The organism is Gilliamella sp. B2969 (assembly GCF_026536195.1).
GTDB lineage: Bacteria > Pseudomonadota > Gammaproteobacteria > Enterobacterales > Orbaceae > Gilliamella.
In genome coordinates this window covers 1-19,117 of sequence record NZ_JAFNOP010000008.1, presented here as the reverse complement: position 1 = coordinate 19,117, position 19,117 = coordinate 1, and the positions used below count along the sequence as shown (strand labels likewise).

Genomic DNA, 19,117 nt, shown 5'->3' with positions numbered 1-19,117 from the left:
CTAGTTTTTTATTGGTTGTACCGTTAAAACTAGACCATTAACCGCGATAACTTCAACAGCATGACCAACCGGTAAATTAATATTACATTGTGCTGGCCAAGTGCCGTCTTTGATTTTGACTCGGCCTGAGCCATTGATAATGGCGTCGGTAACAAGGGTTTTAATACCAATTAAATCTTGTTGTGGCTGATTAATTTCGTTGCTATTCGGTTTGCTTTGCCCAGACTTTTTAAGCCATAGCCACCATAAATATGCTGAAACCAAGGTAAATATAGCAAATAAAATCCATAAAACAGGCCAAGACAGAGGCAAAATCCAAGCAATAAGACCAACAACAATTGCAGCGATGCCGCTCCAAAGTGAGTAGCCACCAGTACCAAGCAATTCTGCAATTAATAATGTTCCCCCTAAAATAAAAAATACCCAATGAGGGGAATTATAAATAACGGTTAAAATATCAGTCATCGTTTAATTTACCTAATTACATAATTGAAATTGCAAAAGTATTTATTTAATTCCAAAATAACTTGTACTTAAAGTACCTTGGAAAATATATACAACCAGTTCGGAAACTACCTTGTGACATCATTTAGAGTTTTTAATGAGCTCCGCAATGCCACCAATACTGCCCATTAAACTTGATGCATCTAAAGGCATCATAATGACTTTACTGTTATCTGCCGATCCGATTTGTTGTAGCGCTTCAGTATATTTTTGTGCAACAAAGTAATTAACTGCATTGATATTACCTGCTGCAATTGCATCAGACACCATTTGTGTGGCTTTTGCTTCGGCTTCGGCCGCACGTTCACGGGCTTCGGCTTGTAAAAATGCAGCTTGTCGCTCACCTTCGGCCTTTAATATTTCGGACTGTTTTTCACCTTCTGAACGTAGTATTGCTGCCTGACGAACACCTTCAGCTTCCAGAATTTCCGCACGTTTATTACGTTCTGCTTTCATTTGTGCATTCATCGCGGCAATAAGTTCTGCCGGCGGGCGAACATCTCGAATTTCAATACGGGTGATTTTAATGCCCCAAGGGTTTGTTGCATCATCAACAATGCTAAGTAATTTTGAGTTGATATGATCACGTTGTGATAGCATTTCATCAAGTTCCATGCTGCCGAGTACCGTACGAATATTTGTCATCATTAAATTAATCACAGCACGTTCAAGTTGATTGACTTGATAAGCGGCTCTAGCTGCGTCTTGCACTTGAATAAAGCAAACGGCATCAATTTGTACGTTGGCATTATCTTTTGATATAACTTCTTGTGATGGAATATCAAGCACTTGTTCCATCATATTAATTTTACGACCAATCCCATCCATAAAAGGAATAATGATATTCAATCCCGGTTCAAGTGTGTGGGTGTATTTACCAAAACGCTCAATGGTGTATTGATAACCTTGCGGAACAATGGTAATACATTTTAAAACGGTGATTAGTGCGAGTAACACGATGATACCGATAAAAATATAAAATATAGGCATAGATTAATTTCTCTTAGTAATATGAATTTCGACGGTATAAGCATTCTAATGGCTATGAGATTTTTTGACCAGTTATTAATAAATAATCTTTATGTTATTTATTATTGATTTTATGAAGCTAATTTATTTTTAGTCATATTTTTGCTCTATCCCTTGTTAAATTTTTGGTGATTTTTTAACTTAACGCTAAACTGTGTCTATTAATTTAAACGACGCGCTAATATTAACCAACAAGAATCATTCCAGCCAAATACATACTGGCTGTCGTTTAATTGTTTACTACGATTAAATATGACAAGAAAAACAGAATAGGAATAATAATGGAAGAGCAAACAGTTGAACAAAATATTAAACAACAAACGATCGAGCAGAAAATTGCAGATTTTAAAAAAATCACCAAAAACGATGGCGATGAAGCATTTTCAAAGGCTCAATTAGAGTTAGCCAAAATTTATTTTTTGGATCAAAATACTGAAGCTGCAATCAAACATTTATTAAAGGTTGAAAAGTTAGGTAATTCGACATTATATGCTACAGCTCAGTTTAATTTAGCTCAGATATATCAACATGAAAATAACATAGCGCAGGCAGAACACCATTATTTACAGATTGAAAAGAGTGTTGATCCTAATTTATATGCCGAAGCTCAGTTCAATTTAGCCCTGATATATCAAGATGAAAAAAATAACATAGCGCAAGCAGAACACTATTATTCACGAGTGGAAAAGCAGGATAATGCCGATGCTTATGCTAGGGCTCAATATTGTTTAGCGCTTATTTACCAATTTAAAATACAGAATGACGATCAGGCAAAACATTATTATTCACAGGTAGAAAGGCAGGATAACGCTGATGCTTATGCTAGGGCACAATGTAATTTAGCCCTTATTTACCAATTTAAAAAACAGGATATCAAGCAGGCAGAATACCATTATTTACAGGTACAAAGGGAGGATAATGCCGATGCTTATGTTAGGGCACAATGTAATTTGGGTGTTATCTATCAAACTAAAAAACAGCTTTATAACGAAGCCAGTCAGTGTTTCTTACAATGTTGTGATAGCATTAATTCTTATGTTTCCAATATAGCGAATCTTTATTTAGGGGATAATATCTTTTTTAACAAAACAGAAGGTAGTTTTAAAAAAGCAAAAGAATATTATCTGAAAGTGTCTTATTCCAATGATTTATTTATGCTTTATACTATTGCTCAAATCATGTTATCAGTCATTGATAAGAATGAAGCTTCTTCACTATTTGCCGATGCCAATAAACGCGAGCAATCCGTTACTCAGTACATTTGTTATATCAGAACATTAGCACAAGATATTCAGGAGCAGTTACTGGTTACATTTAAATTAAATGAAAACTTAAAAAGTGAAGAGAAACAATATGAACGGCAGGTTGCACATTATACCAGACCGGGCGTGTTATTTAGTCTTTTAAAAAATGAGCCTAGCGATTTTCGTTTAAATGTGGTTGATTTTATGAACGATCCCACTGAAAATCAGGTACTCACTAGTTGGCTTAATATTAAAACCGATACGGATAGTGAAATCAAAAGCTTTTTAGCCAGTTTTTCATTTAATCACAATTCGTTAAATCAATTTCGTTTATATGGCAATGAAAACAATATTGTCGGCTCGAGTGTTAGTGTAGTTTTTAACCAAAATTTTTTTGGCGACGATGTTGAACAAAGCATCAATCCTGATGGTATTAATCATTTAAATAAATTAACATCAGTTAAAATGGCAAGACAAGATTTTATTGATAATAAAACTGATGCTAATGAGAAGAACGAACCGTTAACACAATCCTCCTTTCATGATCTACCTTTGTTCCGTTGTTTGTATTTTGATCCAAATAATGAATATATTAGTCTTGCCAAACGTAATAAATTTTCTTTTTATCTGGAGCACCGAGAAAGTTCTGCAGCTGAGATTGAAGAAAAATGGAATGACTACCTAAAACAATTAGATGAAAAGCATAAAATTAAAACAATTAGAAAAAAACTAAATCAAATAAAACAAGTAATAAAAAATTTAAATAAAAACAGAAGCATAAAAAATCTTTCTATTCTCGATCAATTAATTACCTTAGCCGTCATGCCTATCTCGTGCTTAATCAAGCATGCTGCATTTGAAGATGAAGATGAATGTCGAATGATTTATATCACAAATATTGCCGATGAAAAAATTCAAGCGCCGACAGATTATGTTCAAGCCAGCAGTTTATTTATTAATTACAAAACGGTGGAAGATTATATTGAGAAGATTTATTTAGGTCCGCAATGTGAAGCACATCATAAGTTATGGATTACTAACCACTTTCGGATTTCGTCAAAACCAAGATCTAAGTTGGTTAAAGTGATTCAATCCGAAATGCCGTTGCGCTAATTTTTACAAAGGATGCTTTATAACAAATAGCATCCTTTGGTTAAACTTGCTATTGATATACTAAAATAAATTTTATTTCTGCACACAAAATATTCACTTGACATTGCATCAATGAACTAGTTTAATAGTACAACATTCATTTTACATTAATAATAATCATGAAATCACAATACTGTTATTTGATTGCTTGCAAATTCGCTAATTTTGGTTGGTGGCGTATGAGTTTGGGCGGGTGATTTGATAAAGCATTGTCTTTGTATGTAAAACCCGCTTAGCGCGGGTTTTTAGTTTTTCATAATCAAATGCATAGTTTAAATAAAAATTTAAAAATAGAGAGTCAACAATGAATAAGCCAACATTAACGCAGATAACCAAAACCATTGGTTATTATCAAGATCCGACTCAGGTATTTTATCAATTATGTCATGACAGGCCAGCTACATTGCTGCTTGAATCAGCCGAAATCGATAACAAGCAAGGCATAAAAAGTGTGATGATTGTGGATAGTGCGTTACGCATTTCGGCAATCGATCAGCAGGTGATATTTGAAGCTTTAACTTCAAATGGGCAAACGTTGTTACCTTTACTTGCCGATGCATTTTCAGCAAGTACTGTGAAAGTTGAAGTTGAAACGTCAAAGTTGACATTGGTGTTTCCTCAAGTTGATGCCATGCAAGATGAGGATTCTCGATTAAAATCGCTATCCGTTTTTGATGCGTTAAGAACGCTACTTAGTCTTGTGAATTATTCGAAACAAGCAAGCCATGATGCGATTTTTGTTGGCGGGCTATTTAGTTATGATTTGGTGGCTGGTTTTGAAAATTTACCTAAACTCCCTACTGATATGCGCTGCCAAGATTTTTGTTTTTATTTAGCCGAAACGTTATTAGAAATTAATCATCAAAATCACGTTTCAATATTAAAAGCGACCGCTTTCACGGCTGATCCAAACGAAGTGGAACGTTTAACTAAACGTATTGATGAGCTGCAAACTTTGTTAAACCAACCGATAAAGCCAATTCCTACTCAATCCCTTGCCAATATTACGGTTGATTGTAATAAAAGTGATGATGACTTTAATACCATAGTTAAAAAGATGCAAGATGCGATTCAACAAGGCGAAATATTTCAAGCAGTGCCATCTCGTCGTTTTACATTGCCTTGTCCTAAGCCTTTGTCTGCCTATCAACTTCTTAAAACTAATAATCCAAGCCCTTATATGTTTTATATGCAAGATAAGGATTTTGTGTTATTTGGTGCTTCACCTGAAAGCGCGCTTAAATATAGTAAAGCTACCAATCAAGTTGAAATCTATCCTATTGCCGGAACGCGTCCTCGAGGCTTAACCGCCAATGGCGACATTGATTATGATTTAGATAGTCGTTTAGAGTTAGATATGCGTACCGACAAGAAAGAACTAGCAGAACATTTAATGTTAGTCGATTTAGCTCGTAATGATTTAGCACGTATTTGTCAGCCGGGTACACGATATACTAAAGATTTACTCAAAGTTGATCGCTATTCGTTTGTGATGCATTTGGTGTCAAAAGTCATTGGTCAATTACGTGAAGATTTAGATGCACTTCATGCTTATCAAGCGACCATGAATATGGGGACATTAACCGGTGCGCCCAAAATTCGTGCAATGCAATTGATTGCCGAATCAGAAAAAGTTAAACGGGGTAGCTATGGTGGGGCAGTAGGGTATTTTACTGCCAATGGTGACCTTGATACGTGTATTGTGATTCGTAGTGCTTATGTTGAAAACGGCATAGCGACTGTTCAAGCTGGTGGCGGCGTGGTTTTAGATTCTGAACCACAATTTGAATCCGACGAATCACGTAATAAAGCGCGCGCTGTGGTTAGAGCAATTATGGCAGCACATAATGTAGAAGGTGTATTCTAATGGCTAATATTTTATTTATTGATAATATTGATTCTTTTACTTATAACCTCGTCGATCAACTACGTAATAGCCAACATCATGTGACGATTTATCGTAATACGATCCCGGCTGATGTGATAGTTGAAAAACTCTCACAAATGCAAAATCCGATTTTGATGTTATCGCCAGGACCCGGCGCACCAAGTGAAGCAGGTTGTATGCCAGAATTACTTAAACGCCTAAAAGGTAAATTACCGATTATAGGTATCTGCCTTGGTCATCAGGCGATTGTTGAGTCTTATGGTGGAAGCATTGTACCGGCGGGTGATATTTTACATGGCAAAGCTTCACTTATTGAACACGATGAACAAGCCATGTTTAAAGGCTTACCTAATCCATTACCGGTCGCGCGGTATCATTCATTAAAAGGCGAAAATATTCCTAAAACCCTAACCATTAATGCCTTGTGTAACAATATTGTGATGGCGGTGCGTAATGATGAGGATCGGGTGTGTGGTTTTCAGTTTCATCCCGAATCAATTTTAACTATTCAAGGGGTAAAACTGCTTGAGCAAACCATTGAGTGGGCGCTTAATCCATCACAAAAAACAGCGCAACCAAAACAAGAAGCCATTATTGATAAGCAAGAGTATAATATTCAACCTATTCTCAATAAGTTATATTTAGGACAGGTATTAAGCCAACAAGAAAGTAAAATACTGTTCAATTTAATTATTCAAGGTAAAATCGAACCGACGGTATTGGCAACAGCAATAATTAGTATGAAAGTTCGCGGTGAAAAGCCAGATGAAATCGCAGGAGCTGCGCAAGCACTGCTTGAAAATGCCGATAGTTTTGCTATTCCAGATTATGCGTTTACCGACATTGTCGGAACAGGCGGTGATGGTACCAACAGTATTAATATTTCAACCGCCAGTGCCTTTGTGGCTGCTGCGTTAGGTTACAAGGTGGCTAAACATGGTAACCGTGGGGTGTCGAGTAAATCAGGTTCATCAGACGTGTTGTCTGCTTTAGGCATTAAATTAAATATGCCGGCCGAAGATTCGCGTAAGGCGTTGGATGAGCTTGGTGTATGTTTTTTATTTGCTCAGCAATATCATTCAGGTTTTCGTCATGCCGCGCCGGTTCGTCAGCAATTGAAGACTCGAACGATTTTTAATGTACTAGGGCCGCTCATTAATCCGTCTCGTCCTAAACGAATTTTATTAGGGGTATATCACCCAGATTTAATCAAACCGATTGCTGAAACGTTAACTATGTTAGGTTATACCCATGCCTATGTGGTACATGGTTCAGGAATGGATGAAGTTGCGATTCATGGTGAAACGCAAGTGGCTGAAGTGCATAATGGCAAAATTCGTTACTTTACATTAACACCGCAAGATTTCGGCTTACAGCAATATACATTAAAAGATATTGAAGGTGGCACGCCAGAGATGAATCGTGATATGTTAATTGCGATTTTACAAGGACATGGCAAACCGGCTCATGAAGCAGCGATCGCCGCTAACGTTGCGATGTTAATGAGTTTGTTTGGTCAGTCCGATTTAAAACAAAATGCTAAACAAGCGATTGAAATGATGCGTAGTGGTAAAGCTTATCAACTATTACAGCAATTAGCGGCAAGATAACAGTGGAGAAAAATATGGCAATTGCAGCATTAACGGAAAATGTTGAAATGGCAACCGTATTGAAAAAAATCATCGAAGATAAACAAAGTTGGTTAGTCTCACAGCAAGCATCAAAACCGCTTGAAACATTTAAAATGGATGTGAAGCCTAGTGATCGTGATTTTTATCAATCATTGAATCAAACTAAAACAGCATTTATTTTAGAATGCAAAAAAGCCTCACCGTCAAAAGGGTTAATTCGGGATGATTTTGATCCTGCAACTATTGCCAAAGTGTATAAAGATTATGCTTCGGCTATTTCGGTGTTGACCGACGAAAAATACTTTCAAGGACGTTTTGAGTTTTTGCCTATCGTACGTAATGAGGTAACTCAGCCTGTTCTTTGCAAAGACTTTATTATTGATGAATATCAAATTTACTTAGCGCGTTATTATCAGGCCGATGCCATTTTATTAATGCTATCAGTCGTCAATGACGATGAGTATCGTCACTTAAGCCGTATCGCTCATCAACTCAATATGGGCGTATTAACCGAAGCAAGCACGCAAGCCGAAGTGGAACGAGCAATTGCACTTGGTGCTAAAGTGATAGGCATTAATAATCGTAATTTGCGTGATTTGAGTGTCGATTTAAATCGCGTTAAAAATCTATCGAAAACGATTCCTGATGATCGCATTATTATCAGCGAATCGGGGATTTACACACATAATCAGGTTAAAGAATTAAGTCAGTTTGCTAATGGTTTTTTAATTGGTAGCGCGCTGATGTCAGAACCTAATTTAACCTTAGCGATTCGTAAAGTCATGCTGGGTGAAAATAAAGTTTGTGGTTTAACTCGCGCTGAAGATGCGATAGCAGCTTACCAAGCCGGTGCGGTATATGGTGGATTGATATTTGCACCAAAATCACCTCGTTATATCTCGCCAATAAATGCCCGAATAGTCATTTCAGCTGCGCCGCTAAATTGGGTAGGTGTGTTTAAAAATGAAACGATAGATCAAGTTTGTCAAATAGCCGAACAACTTTCACTTTATGCTGTTCAATTGCATGGTGATGAAGATAACCAATATATCCAATTATTACGTGAAAAATTACCTAAAAATTGTCAGATTTGGAAAGCATTAAGTATCAGCAATACCATCCCCGAACACAATAATCCGTTAGTCAGTCGTTATATATTTGATCATGGCGCCGGGGGAACGGGTAAAAGCTTTGATTGGTCACTACTAGCTGGGCAAGATTTAACTAATGTGATTTTAGCCGGCGGCATTAATCCGCAAAATATAAAAAATGCTTTAGCTACAAATGTGATTGGGGTGGATTTAAATTCTGGTGTCGAAATTTCGCCGGGTATTAAAGATAAACACAAAATTCAAGCTGTATTTGAACAAATTTAATTAATGTTAAAAGGAATAGTTATGTCAAAATTAAATCCTTATTTTGGTGAGTTTGGTGGGCAGTATGTCCCTCAAATATTGATGCCGGTGCTTGAGCAACTTGAGGATGCTTTTTTATCAGCGATTCATGATCCAAGTTTTCAAAAAGAGTTTAATGATTTATTAGTCAATTATGCCGGTCGACCTACTGCGCTTACTTTATGTAAAAACTTAACAGCAGGCACTAAAACTAAACTCTATTTAAAACGTGAAGATCTTGTACATGGCGGTGCGCACAAGACCAATCAAGTATTAGGGCAAGCGTTACTTGCCAAACGTATGGGCAAAACCGAAATTATTGCCGAAACCGGTGCAGGGCAGCATGGCGTTGCATCAGCACTGGCCTGTGCGTTACTTGGCTTAAAATGCCGTATTTATATGGGCGCAAAAGATGTTAAACGGCAAGCGCCTAATGTGTTTAGAATGCGTTTAATGGGGGCGACTGTGATTCCAGTTGAAACAGGTTCAGCTACCTTGAAAGATGCCTGTAACGAAGCGTTGCGTGACTGGTCAGGAAGTTATGAAAAAGCTCACTATATGCTAGGTACCGCAGCAGGTCCGCATCCTTTCCCGACTATTGTACGTGAATTTCAGCAGATGATTAGCCGCGAAGCCAAACAACAAATTATGGAAAAAGAAGGACGTTTGCCTGATGCCGTGATTGCTTGTGTTGGCGGTGGATCTAATGCAATTGGTATGTTTGCAAATTTTATTGAAGAAAAATCAGTACGCTTAATTGGTGTTGAACCGGGTGGACACGGCATTGAAAGCGGTGAACATGGTGCATCATTAAAACATGGTAAATTGGGTATCTACTTTGGTATGAAATCGCCAATGATGCAAACTGATGAAGGACAAATTGAAGAGTCGTATTCGATATCAGCGGGCCTTGATTTTCCATCGGTTGGACCTCAACATGCTTATTTAGATAGTATCGGCCGTGCGCAATATGTTTCGATTACCGATGATGAAGCGTTAGATGCCTTTAAAGCGTTGTCGCGTCATGAGGGTATTATTCCTGCGTTAGAATCATCGCATGCTTTAGCTTATGCACTAAAGATGATCAAAGAAAATCCTAATAAAGAGCAGCTGTTGATTGTCAATCTATCGGGCCGCGGAGATAAAGATATCTTTACTGTTTATGATATTTTAAAAGCAAAAGGAGAAATTGAATGAACCGTTATCAAAAATTATTTGATAAATTAAATCAAGAAAAGCGGGGCGCATTTGTTCCTTTTGTTCCTGTTGGGGATCCTAATCCAGAACTCTCTTTACAAATAATACAAACTTTAATTGATGCTGGTGCGGATGCATTAGAGCTGGGTATTCCGTTTTCTGACCCTATGGCCGATGGACCAACCATTCAAAATGCGAATATTCGCGCTTTTAAAGGTGGTATTAGTGTTGAAAAATGTTTTGAAATATTAACTCAAATCAGAAGCTATCATACTGATATTCCTATTGGCTTACTCATCTATGCTAATTTAGTTTTTAAAAATGGTATTGATAACTTCTATGCGAAATGTGCAAAAGCAGGCGTAGATTCAGTATTAATTGCTGATTTACCGGTTGAGTATGCACAAGAATTTACCAAACATGCAGAAAAATATAAGATTGCGCCAATCTTTATTTGCCCACCAAATGCTGATGACGAAGTTATTAAAAAAATAGCTGAATTGGGTAAAGGTTACACCTATCTTGTGTCACGTGCTGGTGTAACCGGTACTGAAAATCGCGCCAATAAACCTTTAACGCATTTAATCCAAAAATTGACTCAGTACGGCGCGCCGCCAGCGATTCAAGGATTTGGTATCTCAGAACCCTCACAAGTGAGTGAAGCAATTAAATCAGGAGCAGCTGGTGCGATCGCCGGATCTGCGACAGTCAAAATTATCGAGAAAAATTTAGATGAACCTGAAAAAATGCTAAATGAAATGACCGAGTTTGTTAAAAAGATGAAATTAGCGACGTCTAAATAATTTTTTTCCGCTGAGAATTCAGCGGAATATTTTATTTTTTTATAGATTTGGTTATGCCATTTTGCTTACTTATTTTACATTTGTTTTGTAAAAAAGACTGAAATTTATTCTGTTAGATTAATCAATTACTTCAGCTATATTTGCTAAAATTAACATTATTACACGTTGCACTTTATTTAAAATAAGGTATAATCTTCAACCATCTATCGCGGGGTGGAGCAGCTTGGTAGCTCGTCGGGCTCATAACCCGAAGGTCGTTGGTTCAAATCCAGCCCCCGCAACCACTTAGATTTTCATTCATAAATCAATTTACCCTTTTTATTGCGTGAAAGTTCGAATCAAGTGGCTTCATTATAGTTAGTTTTAAATGTAGCCTCGCATGTCGAGGTTTTTTTTCGTGTTTTGATTTAAGCGTAAGTTTAAAAGGAATGTTGGGCTATATGCCCTTTTTTTATTTTTTGCAGTGGAGGTTTGTTTGGCTAATATAGAACAGCAATTGACGGATATCATACAAGAACCTGTGAATGCCCTTGGTTTTGAGTTAGTTGGCGTTGAATACATTCGTGGCCGTTACCCAGTGTTACGAGTTTATATAGATAGTGAAAACGGTATAACTGTTGATGATTGTGCTGATGTTAGCCGACAAATTAGCGCTGTGCTTGATGTGGAAGATCCTATCAAAGATGCTTATAACCTTGAAGTTTCATCACCAGGTATGGACAGACCACTGTTTACGTTAGAACACTATCAACGTTTTGTTGGTGAAGAAGTCACAATTAGTCTGCGTATTCCTGTTGCTAATCGTCGCAAATGGAAAGGACAGATAAAATCCATTGATAATGAGATGATTACACTAACGGTGGATAATAACGATGAAGTGTTTGCTTTTAGCAATATTCAAAAAGCAAATATAGTACCTAATTTTAACCTTAAATAGAGTACGGGTGTAAAGGATGAATAAAGAAATTTTAGCTGTTGTTGAAGCAGTATCAAATGAAAAAGCACTAACGCGTGACAAAATTTTTGAAGCGTTAGAAACCGCATTAGCAACAGCCACTAAAAAGAAACATAATGTTGATATTGATGTTGTGGTAAAAATTGATCATAAAACTGGCGATTATGATACATTTCGCCGTTGGTTGGTGGTCAATGAAGTTACACAACCAACTAAAGAAATAACCCTAGAAGCAGCGCAATATGAAGATCCAACATTAAAAATTGGTGACTATGTTCAAGAACAAATTGAATCTGTTGCTTTTGACCGAATTACAACACAAACGGCGAAACAAGTTATTGTACAAAAAGTACGCGAAGCTGAGCGTGCAATGGTCATTGACATGTTTAGAAACCGAATTGGTGAAATCGTAACGGGTATCGTCAAAAAAACCAATCGCGATAGCGTGATTTTAGATTTAGGTAATAATGCCGATGCAATGATGTCACGTCATGATATGCTGCCACGCGAAAACTTCCGTATTGGCGATCGTGTACGCGGTATTTTATATTTGGTTGAACAAGATAATAAACCAGCACAACTTTGTATTAGTCGCTCTAACCCTGAGATGATGGAAGAGCTATTCCGTATTGAAGTTCCTGAAATTGGTGAAGAGATGATCGACATTAAAGGTGTTGCTCGTGATCCGGGTTCTCGCGCTAAAATTGCTGTTAGCAGTAACGACCGTCGTATCGATCCAGTTGGTGCATGTGTTGGTATGCGAGGCGCTCGAGTCCAAGCTGTTTCGAATGAATTTGGTGGTGAACGTATTGATATCGTATTGTGGGATGATAATCCTGCACAGTACGTGATTAATGCAATGGCACCTGCTGATGTTGTGTCAATTGTTGTTGATGAAGATAAACATACAATGGATGTGGCTGTTAATGCTGATACTTTACCACAGGCTATTGGTCGAAATGGGCAAAATATCCGTTTAGCATCACAACTTACGGGTTGGACGTTAAATGTAATGAGTACCGAAGATTTACAAGAAAAACATCATGCCGAATCATTTGCTGCAATCAGTAACTTAATGAAGCATTTAGACATTGAAGAAGATCTGGCACAACTATTAGTTGAAGAAGGTTTTACTTCGCTAGAAGAACTTGCTTATGTACCGGTTGATGAATTACTTGAAATTGAAGAACTTGATGAAGAACTGGTTGAAGCATTAAGAAATCGCGCAAAAGATGCTTTAACAACCTTAGCGCTTGCTCATAGTGGCGATAAAAGACCGGCGCAAGATTTATTAGATTTACCGGGTATGACACAAGAATTAGCCTACCAATTAGCCCAACATGACGTTATTACCTTGGAAGATTTAGCAGAACAAGGTACCGATGATCTCGTGGATATTGAAGGTTTAACAAGTAAACAAGCTGGCGATTTTATTATGGCTGCACGTAATATTTGTTGGTTTGCAAATGAATAATTGAGGGAAAGTAATACATGACCAAAGTATCAATCGAAACACTGGCTCAAGAGATAAATACTCCAGTGCAAACACTTTTGCAACAGTTTGCCGATGCTGGGATGAAAAAAACCGCGTCTGACACTGTTACACAAAAGGAAAAAGAAGCTTTGCTTGCGCATTTAAATCCTCAGCAAGGTCCAACAAAATTAACACTACAACGTAAAACTCATTCAACGTTGAATGTGTCAAGTGCGGGTGGCAAAAGCAAAGAAATTAAAGTCGAAGTCCGTAAAAAACGTACTTTTGTAAAACGCGATCCGGCTGAAATTGCTGCCGAGCAAGAAAAAGCACGTCTAGAAGCTGAAAAAGCTAAACAAGAAGCAGAATTAGCAGAATTACAAGCGCGTAAAGAAGCTGAAGAGAAAGCGAAGTTAGCTGCAGAAGCTGCAGAGCAAGAAGCTAAAAAACGCGAAGAAGAGGCTAAAAAACGTGCTCAAGAAGAGAAAGCTAAACAGCAAGCCGCTAAACCTGTGCAAGAGCCGACAACGGATCCTAAAGTAAAAAAAGCACAAGAAGAAAAAGCGCGTTTAGAAGCAGAGGCCAACGAAATAAAACGTAAAGCTGAAGAAGAAAATCGTCGAAAATTAGAAGAAGATGCTAAACGTATGGCCGAAGAAGCTCGCAAACTAGCCGAGCAATATAGTGATACTGATGATAACGACAATAGTGAAGATGATGATTATCATGTCACCACATCTAAATATGCACGCGCTGCTGAAGATGATACCGACCGAGAAGTCGAAGGTGGTCGAGGCCGAGGTCGTGGCGGTAAACAAACTAAACAGAAAAAAGCTAGTAAATTATCTGAAGGTAAAGCTGAACGAGAAGAAGCCCGTGCCGTTACGCGTAGTGGTCACAAAAAGAAAGGTAAAAGTGCATTGCAACAAAGCTTTACTAAACCTGTTCAAGCCGTTAACCGTGATGTAGTCATTGGTGAAACGATAACTGTTGCTGAACTTGCTAATAAAATGGCTGTTAAAGGTTCCGAAGTTATCAAAACTATGATGAAGATGGGGGCGATGGCAACCATTAATCAGGTTATCGATCAGGAAACGGCACAACTTGTTGCCGAAGAAATGGGACACAAAGTGGTACTTCGTCGTGAAAACGAACTAGAAGAATCGCTCATGAGCGACCGTGATACCGGCGCTGAAAAAGTTGCTCGAGCGCCTGTCGTCACTATCATGGGACATGTTGATCATGGTAAAACTTCATTACTTGACTACATCCGTAAAGCGAAAGTGGCATCGGGTGAAGCCGGTGGTATTACGCAGCACATCGGTGCCTACCATGTAAAAACACCAAATGGCGAAATCACCTTTTTAGATACACCAGGCCATGCTGCATTTACGTCAATGCGTGCTCGTGGTGCTAAAGCAACCGATATCGTGGTATTAGTTGTAGCGGCTGATGATGGTGTGATGCCACAAACTATTGAAGCTATTCAACATGCGAAAGCGGCAAATGTACCAATCGTTGTTGCAGTGAATAAAATCGACAAACCAGAAGCTGATCCTGAGCGCGTAAAAGGTGAACTGGCCCAATATGGCGTTATGTCAGAAGATTGGGGTGGTGATACTCAGTTTGTTCATGTTTCGGCTAAAGCAGGCACCGGCATCGACCAATTACTTGAAGCAATCTTATTACAAGCCGAAGTCCTTGAGCTTACTGCGTATGAATCTGGTATGGCAAGCGGAGTGGTAATTGAATCATTCTTAGATAAAGGTCGTGGTTCAGTTGCAACAGTGCTAGTTCAATCAGGTACTTTACGAAAAGGCGATATCGTTCTGTGTGGTTTTGAATATGGTCGTATTCGTGCAATGCGCAACGAATTAGGTAAAGAAGTTACCGAAGCGGGCCCTTCAATTCCGGTTGAAATTTTAGGTCTTTCTGGCGTACCGTCAGCAGGTGATGAAGCCACTGTTGTTCGTGATGAAAAGAAAGCGCGTGAAGTTGCGCTCTATCGACAAGGTAAATTCCGTGATGTGAAACTTGCGCGTCAACAAAAAGCGAAACTTGAAAACATGTTTACCAACATGACTGAGGGTGATGTATCTGAACTTAACATCGTGTTAAAAGCTGACGTTCAAGGTTCGGTTGAGGCGATCTGTGATTCATTGCTTAAACTTTCAACTGATGAAGTGAAAGTGAAAATTATTGGTTCAGGTGTTGGTGGAATTACCGAAACTGATGCTTCATTAGCAGCGGCTTCAAATGCGATAATTTTAGGCTTTAATGTTCGTGCTGATGCATCGGCACGTAAGGTTATTGAGTCTGAAAACTTAGATCTTCGTTACTATTCTGTTATTTATGACTTAATTGACGAAGTTAAACAAGCCATGAGCGGTATGCTTGCACCAGAATACAAACAAGAAATTATTGGTCTTGCTGAAGTGCGTGATGTATTTAAATCACCAAAATTTGGTGCGATTGCTGGTTGTATGGTGACAGAAGGTGTGGTCAAACGCCATAATCCAATTCGGGTACTTCGTGATAACGTTGTTATCTATGAAGGTGAACTTGAATCCCTACGACGCTTCAAAGATGATGTTAATGAAGTACGTAATGGTATGGAATGTGGTATTGGTGTACGTAACTACAATGATGTTCGTGTTGGTGACAGCATCGAAGTGTTCGAAACTATCGAAATCAAGCGTACCATTTAATCATTACCAAACATGTTATAAGCAAGGTTTAAGCCTTGCTTATTCATATTTTAAGGAAAATAGATATGGCAAAAACATTTAGCCGCTCATCACGAGTTGGGCATGAATTACAAAAAGAGATTGCGATCATCTTACAACGAGAAATCAAAGATCCACGATTAGGAATGGTCACTGTTTCTGGCGTAGATATTTCGCGCGATCTTTCCTATGCCAAAGTATTTGTAACTTTTCTTAATGATGATGATCCACAAGTTATTGAGCAGGGACTAACTGTGCTTAATGATGCAAAAGGATATATCCGAACCTTAATTGGTAAAGCGATGCGTTTACGCATTATTCCTGAAATCAAATTCTTTTATGATGAGTCACTGGTTAAAGGAATGCAAATGTCTAATTTAGTGTCTGATGTGATTAGACAAGACAATGAACGGCATAAAGATTAACTAAAAAGTTAAAATTATACTTAGCAAATAATTATTAAAAAAACTTAAACCTTGAATATAAAGCACCAATGATGAATACAAAAAAAATTCGCCGTGACATTCACGGCGTTTTATTGTTAGATAAACCGCAAGGTATGGCTTCTAATGATGCACTTCAAAAAGTAAAAAGGCTGTTCAATGCAAAAAAAGCAGGGCACACAGGTGCACTCGATCCTTTAGCAACAGGCATGTTACCAATTTGTTTTGGTGAGGCGACCAAATTTTCGCAATACCTGTTAGATTCAGACAAACGCTATCGCGTGATTGCCCAGTTAGGCGAACGAACTGATACTTCAGATGCAGATGGTCAAATTATTTGTTCTAAAGTTGTTAATATTTCTCAATCACAAATTGATGAAGCATTAACGCATTTTCGTGGCGATATTTTACAAGTACCGACCATGTTTTCAGCATTAAAATATCAAGGTAAACCCCTATATGAGTACGCACGTCAAGGTATTGTGATTGAACGTGAAGCAAGGCCTATTACTGTCTACCAAAATCAATTTATTCAATTTAATCCCGATAATAACCAATTAACATTAGAAATACATTGCTCGAAGGGCACTTATATTCGAACCATTATTGATGATTTGGGCGAACTACTTGGCTGTGGTGCGCATGTTATTTATTTAAGACGTTTGCAAGTATCTAATTATCCGATTGATAAAATGATCAGCTTGGATGAATTACAACACATTACCGATAAACAAGCTTTACTTATGCCAGTGGATAGTCCTGTGCAAGATTATCCAAAAATTACTTTAACTGATATTCAAGGAAAAGACATATTGTTAGGCCGAAATATTGTACTTGATACATCAGTATCGAGCGAAACATTAGTTCGAATTTATCAAGAACAACAGTTTATCGGTATTGGTATACAAAAATTTAATCAACTATCACCAAAACGCCTGATATCAGTTTGATTATAGAACATCGTTACCTAGATAATTTATGCTATTTATTGCTCGTAATATCGGGTAAAGTTAAAATGGATGTTAATCATTAATAAAAACGAGGTTCTGCTTCTATAATGTGATAGCTTTTAACGTTTTTTATAGCATTATCAATATGTTGACAAAGCAAATTAGCGGAATCTTGGCCCATTTTATACAATGGTTTATTTATTCGACTTAATTTATCTAATTCGTTATATTGCCTTGCACTTGCATGGCCCACATAGGTTATAGTAAGCGGACGAACTAGCTGAGCTTGACTTTCATGGGCTTGATGTAATGCACCTAAAACAACATGATAATCGGAAAGATGACATTGCAAATTATGATAATTCTTTTCTGGATAGCTCAAACTACTATTATCACCACAAATAATCGCTGAAGGTGGATTATTGCTATTGATTAGTTTTTTTATGGCAGCTCTGCCATGTTCATAACTAATGCAACGCTCAACAAGATAGTGAGGATTAAATTCTATATTTGCTCTGAGTAACGCTTGTTGATACCCTTGCAAAAAAAGTGTGGAACAAATTTTATTGTTATCATTCATCAAAATTGCGATTTTTTGATGTGCGTTTTCTAATAAATATTGCGTTATTTGGTAACCGATCATCAAATGATCAAAATAAACACAGGTAAAATTACGCGAAAAATGATTTATTAAAACAATTGGTGGCAATGCTTTTTTAAATTGTTCAAGCTCACTTAAGTAAGGTGCATCATTAATCACTAAAATTCCGGCAAAGGTGTTTTGGTTAATAAATTGAATTAAATGATGAAAATCAGTTTTAGATTGGCATGGAAAGCGAAAATAAAATACTGTAAAACCTGCTTGTCTTAACGTCTGCTCCAGTCCATAGTTAATTAATGTATATGGTGTAAATTGATTATCCAAAACTAAAATGCGATCAGATTTATCAAAATGGCTATGAGGCTTTAAATTACAACTTATATCAATCTTTAACTCTTCAATCGCTCGGTAAACTTTAGATTGCGTTGTAACAGAGGTTAAATGAGGTTTTTTAAGCACCCTAGATACCGACGCAATCGATAAATTTGCCTGTTTGGCAATCACAGACAGTGTAGTTTTTTTCATAATAATTAAAGTAGTCTATTAAAATTATAATTACATTAATCAAGTTACTAAGTTCTGTAATTGATTTTGAGCGAATTTAGCGATCTGCCTTCCAAATAATTTTGACTATGTAGTAACTAAAGACTATTTTGCCAATTTAATATATACTACTTAGATAATCTGTTATGATTAAATATGTACTGTCCTTGTTTTAAAGCGTTTACAATTAATAAAAAATAAATTATTAAAAAAAAGATTGTTAGGAATAAGAAGGAAATAACTATGCCTAAGGCGCTCAGCAACCTAATTAGCACATTAGGTGAAAAAGCTGGCATTAACAACATGTTATCAGATGTTAGCCATAATCGTTACACATTAACAATAGAAGCACTAGGCTCAGCAATATCGGTATTAGAGGTAAGCAGTGATGAAGCCCTTAACCAGCCCTGGCATTATCGCATTTCCTTTACAAGTTCAGATAAACACCTCACGCTTGACTCGGTTTTAAATCAAAAAGCCGCATTTATTTTTCACCCGGCGAATAATTTCAATATTGTCTCAAAGGTAACGCAAACGCTTAATACCTTAAGTGCTTTTGCTCCGCTCGATCCCTCGTTGACCG

14 protein-coding genes, 1 tRNA gene and 1 pseudogene are annotated in these 19,117 nt (G+C 37.4%); 13 read left to right on the top strand and 3 right to left on the bottom strand.

The window, feature by feature from the left end:
• Both J3U66_RS08300 and J3U66_RS08295 read right to left on the bottom strand, forming a co-directional pair.
• Nucleotides 1-465 (bottom strand): NfeD family protein, encoded by a 465-nt coding sequence (locus J3U66_RS08300; protein WP_267333376.1) that lies wholly within the window; start codon nucleotides 463-465, stop codon nucleotides 1-3.
• 120 nt (nucleotides 466-585) lie between these two features.
• The gene (locus J3U66_RS08295) at nucleotides 586-1,494 is read right to left on the bottom strand and encodes an SPFH domain-containing protein (RefSeq protein WP_267333377.1); all 909 of its coding nucleotides are present in this window, start codon (nucleotides 1,492-1,494) and stop codon (nucleotides 586-588) included.
• 320 nt (nucleotides 1,495-1,814) lie between these two features.
• On the opposite strand from J3U66_RS08295, the gene J3U66_RS08290 reads away from it, so the two are divergent.
• The 12 genes from J3U66_RS08290 to truB all read left to right on the top strand — a co-directional run bounded on the left by J3U66_RS08290 (nucleotide 1,815) and on the right by truB (nucleotide 17,390).
• Nucleotides 1,815-3,890 (top strand): tetratricopeptide repeat protein, encoded by a 2,076-nt coding sequence (locus J3U66_RS08290; RefSeq protein WP_267348706.1) that lies wholly within the window; start codon nucleotides 1,815-1,817, stop codon nucleotides 3,888-3,890.
• A gap of 343 nt (nucleotides 3,891-4,233) precedes the next feature.
• A complete protein-coding gene (locus tag J3U66_RS08285) occupies nucleotides 4,234-5,796 on the top strand; it encodes an anthranilate synthase component 1 (protein WP_267348704.1) in 1,563 nt (520 codons plus the stop codon).
• Entirely contained in the window at nucleotides 5,796-7,427 is a 1,632-nt protein-coding gene (gene trpD / locus J3U66_RS08280) for a bifunctional anthranilate synthase glutamate amidotransferase component TrpG/anthranilate phosphoribosyltransferase TrpD (RefSeq protein ID WP_267333381.1), read from the top strand. The genes J3U66_RS08285 and trpD overlap by 1 nt, the downstream gene beginning before the upstream one ends.
• Before the next feature lie 14 nt (nucleotides 7,428-7,441).
• Complete coding sequence (trpCF, locus tag J3U66_RS08275) at nucleotides 7,442-8,824, top strand: bifunctional indole-3-glycerol-phosphate synthase TrpC/phosphoribosylanthranilate isomerase TrpF (RefSeq protein WP_323849543.1); 1,383 nt, start codon at nucleotides 7,442-7,444, stop codon at nucleotides 8,822-8,824.
• Between the two features lie 21 nt (nucleotides 8,825-8,845).
• A complete protein-coding gene (gene trpB, locus J3U66_RS08270; RefSeq protein ID WP_267343521.1) occupies nucleotides 8,846-10,039 on the top strand; it encodes a tryptophan synthase subunit beta in 1,194 nt (397 codons plus the stop codon).
• Nucleotides 10,036-10,842 (top strand): tryptophan synthase subunit alpha, encoded by an 807-nt coding sequence (gene trpA, locus J3U66_RS08265; protein ID WP_267348702.1) that lies wholly within the window; start codon nucleotides 10,036-10,038, stop codon nucleotides 10,840-10,842. The genes trpB and trpA overlap by 4 nt, the downstream gene beginning before the upstream one ends.
• Before the next feature lie 207 nt (nucleotides 10,843-11,049).
• Nucleotides 11,050-11,126, top strand: a tRNA-Met gene (locus tag J3U66_RS08260).
• A 191-nt stretch (nucleotides 11,127-11,317) separates the two neighbouring features.
• Nucleotides 11,318-11,779 (top strand): ribosome maturation factor RimP, encoded by a 462-nt coding sequence (gene rimP, locus J3U66_RS08255; RefSeq protein ID WP_065633366.1) that lies wholly within the window; start codon nucleotides 11,318-11,320, stop codon nucleotides 11,777-11,779.
• A 16-nt stretch (nucleotides 11,780-11,795) separates the two neighbouring features.
• Nucleotides 11,796-13,271 carry a transcription termination factor NusA gene (nusA, locus tag J3U66_RS08250; RefSeq protein ID WP_065798778.1) on the top strand — a complete coding sequence of 492 codons (1,476 nt, stop codon included), beginning with the start codon at nucleotides 11,796-11,798 and terminating at the stop codon, nucleotides 13,269-13,271.
• Nucleotides 13,272-13,288: 17 nt separating this feature from the next.
• Nucleotides 13,289-15,979 (top strand): translation initiation factor IF-2, encoded by a 2,691-nt coding sequence (gene infB / locus J3U66_RS08245; RefSeq protein ID WP_267348700.1) that lies wholly within the window; start codon nucleotides 13,289-13,291, stop codon nucleotides 15,977-15,979.
• Between the two features lie 65 nt (nucleotides 15,980-16,044).
• Complete coding sequence (rbfA, locus tag J3U66_RS08240; protein ID WP_065798776.1) at nucleotides 16,045-16,422, top strand: 30S ribosome-binding factor RbfA; 378 nt, start codon at nucleotides 16,045-16,047, stop codon at nucleotides 16,420-16,422.
• Between the two features lie 68 nt (nucleotides 16,423-16,490).
• Entirely contained in the window at nucleotides 16,491-17,390 is a 900-nt protein-coding gene (gene truB, locus J3U66_RS08235; RefSeq protein WP_416379734.1) for a tRNA pseudouridine(55) synthase TruB, read from the top strand.
• 79 nt (nucleotides 17,391-17,469) lie between these two features.
• On the opposite strand, the gene J3U66_RS08230 is transcribed toward truB, so the two are convergent.
• A complete protein-coding gene (locus J3U66_RS08230; protein ID WP_267348696.1) occupies nucleotides 17,470-18,516 on the bottom strand; it encodes a LacI family DNA-binding transcriptional regulator in 1,047 nt (348 codons plus the stop codon).
• 261 nt (nucleotides 18,517-18,777) lie between these two features.
• On the opposite strand from J3U66_RS08230, the pseudogene J3U66_RS08225 reads away from it, so the two are divergent.
• Nucleotides 18,778-19,117: pseudogene (locus tag J3U66_RS08225) on the top strand (hypothetical protein); the annotation flags it as partial.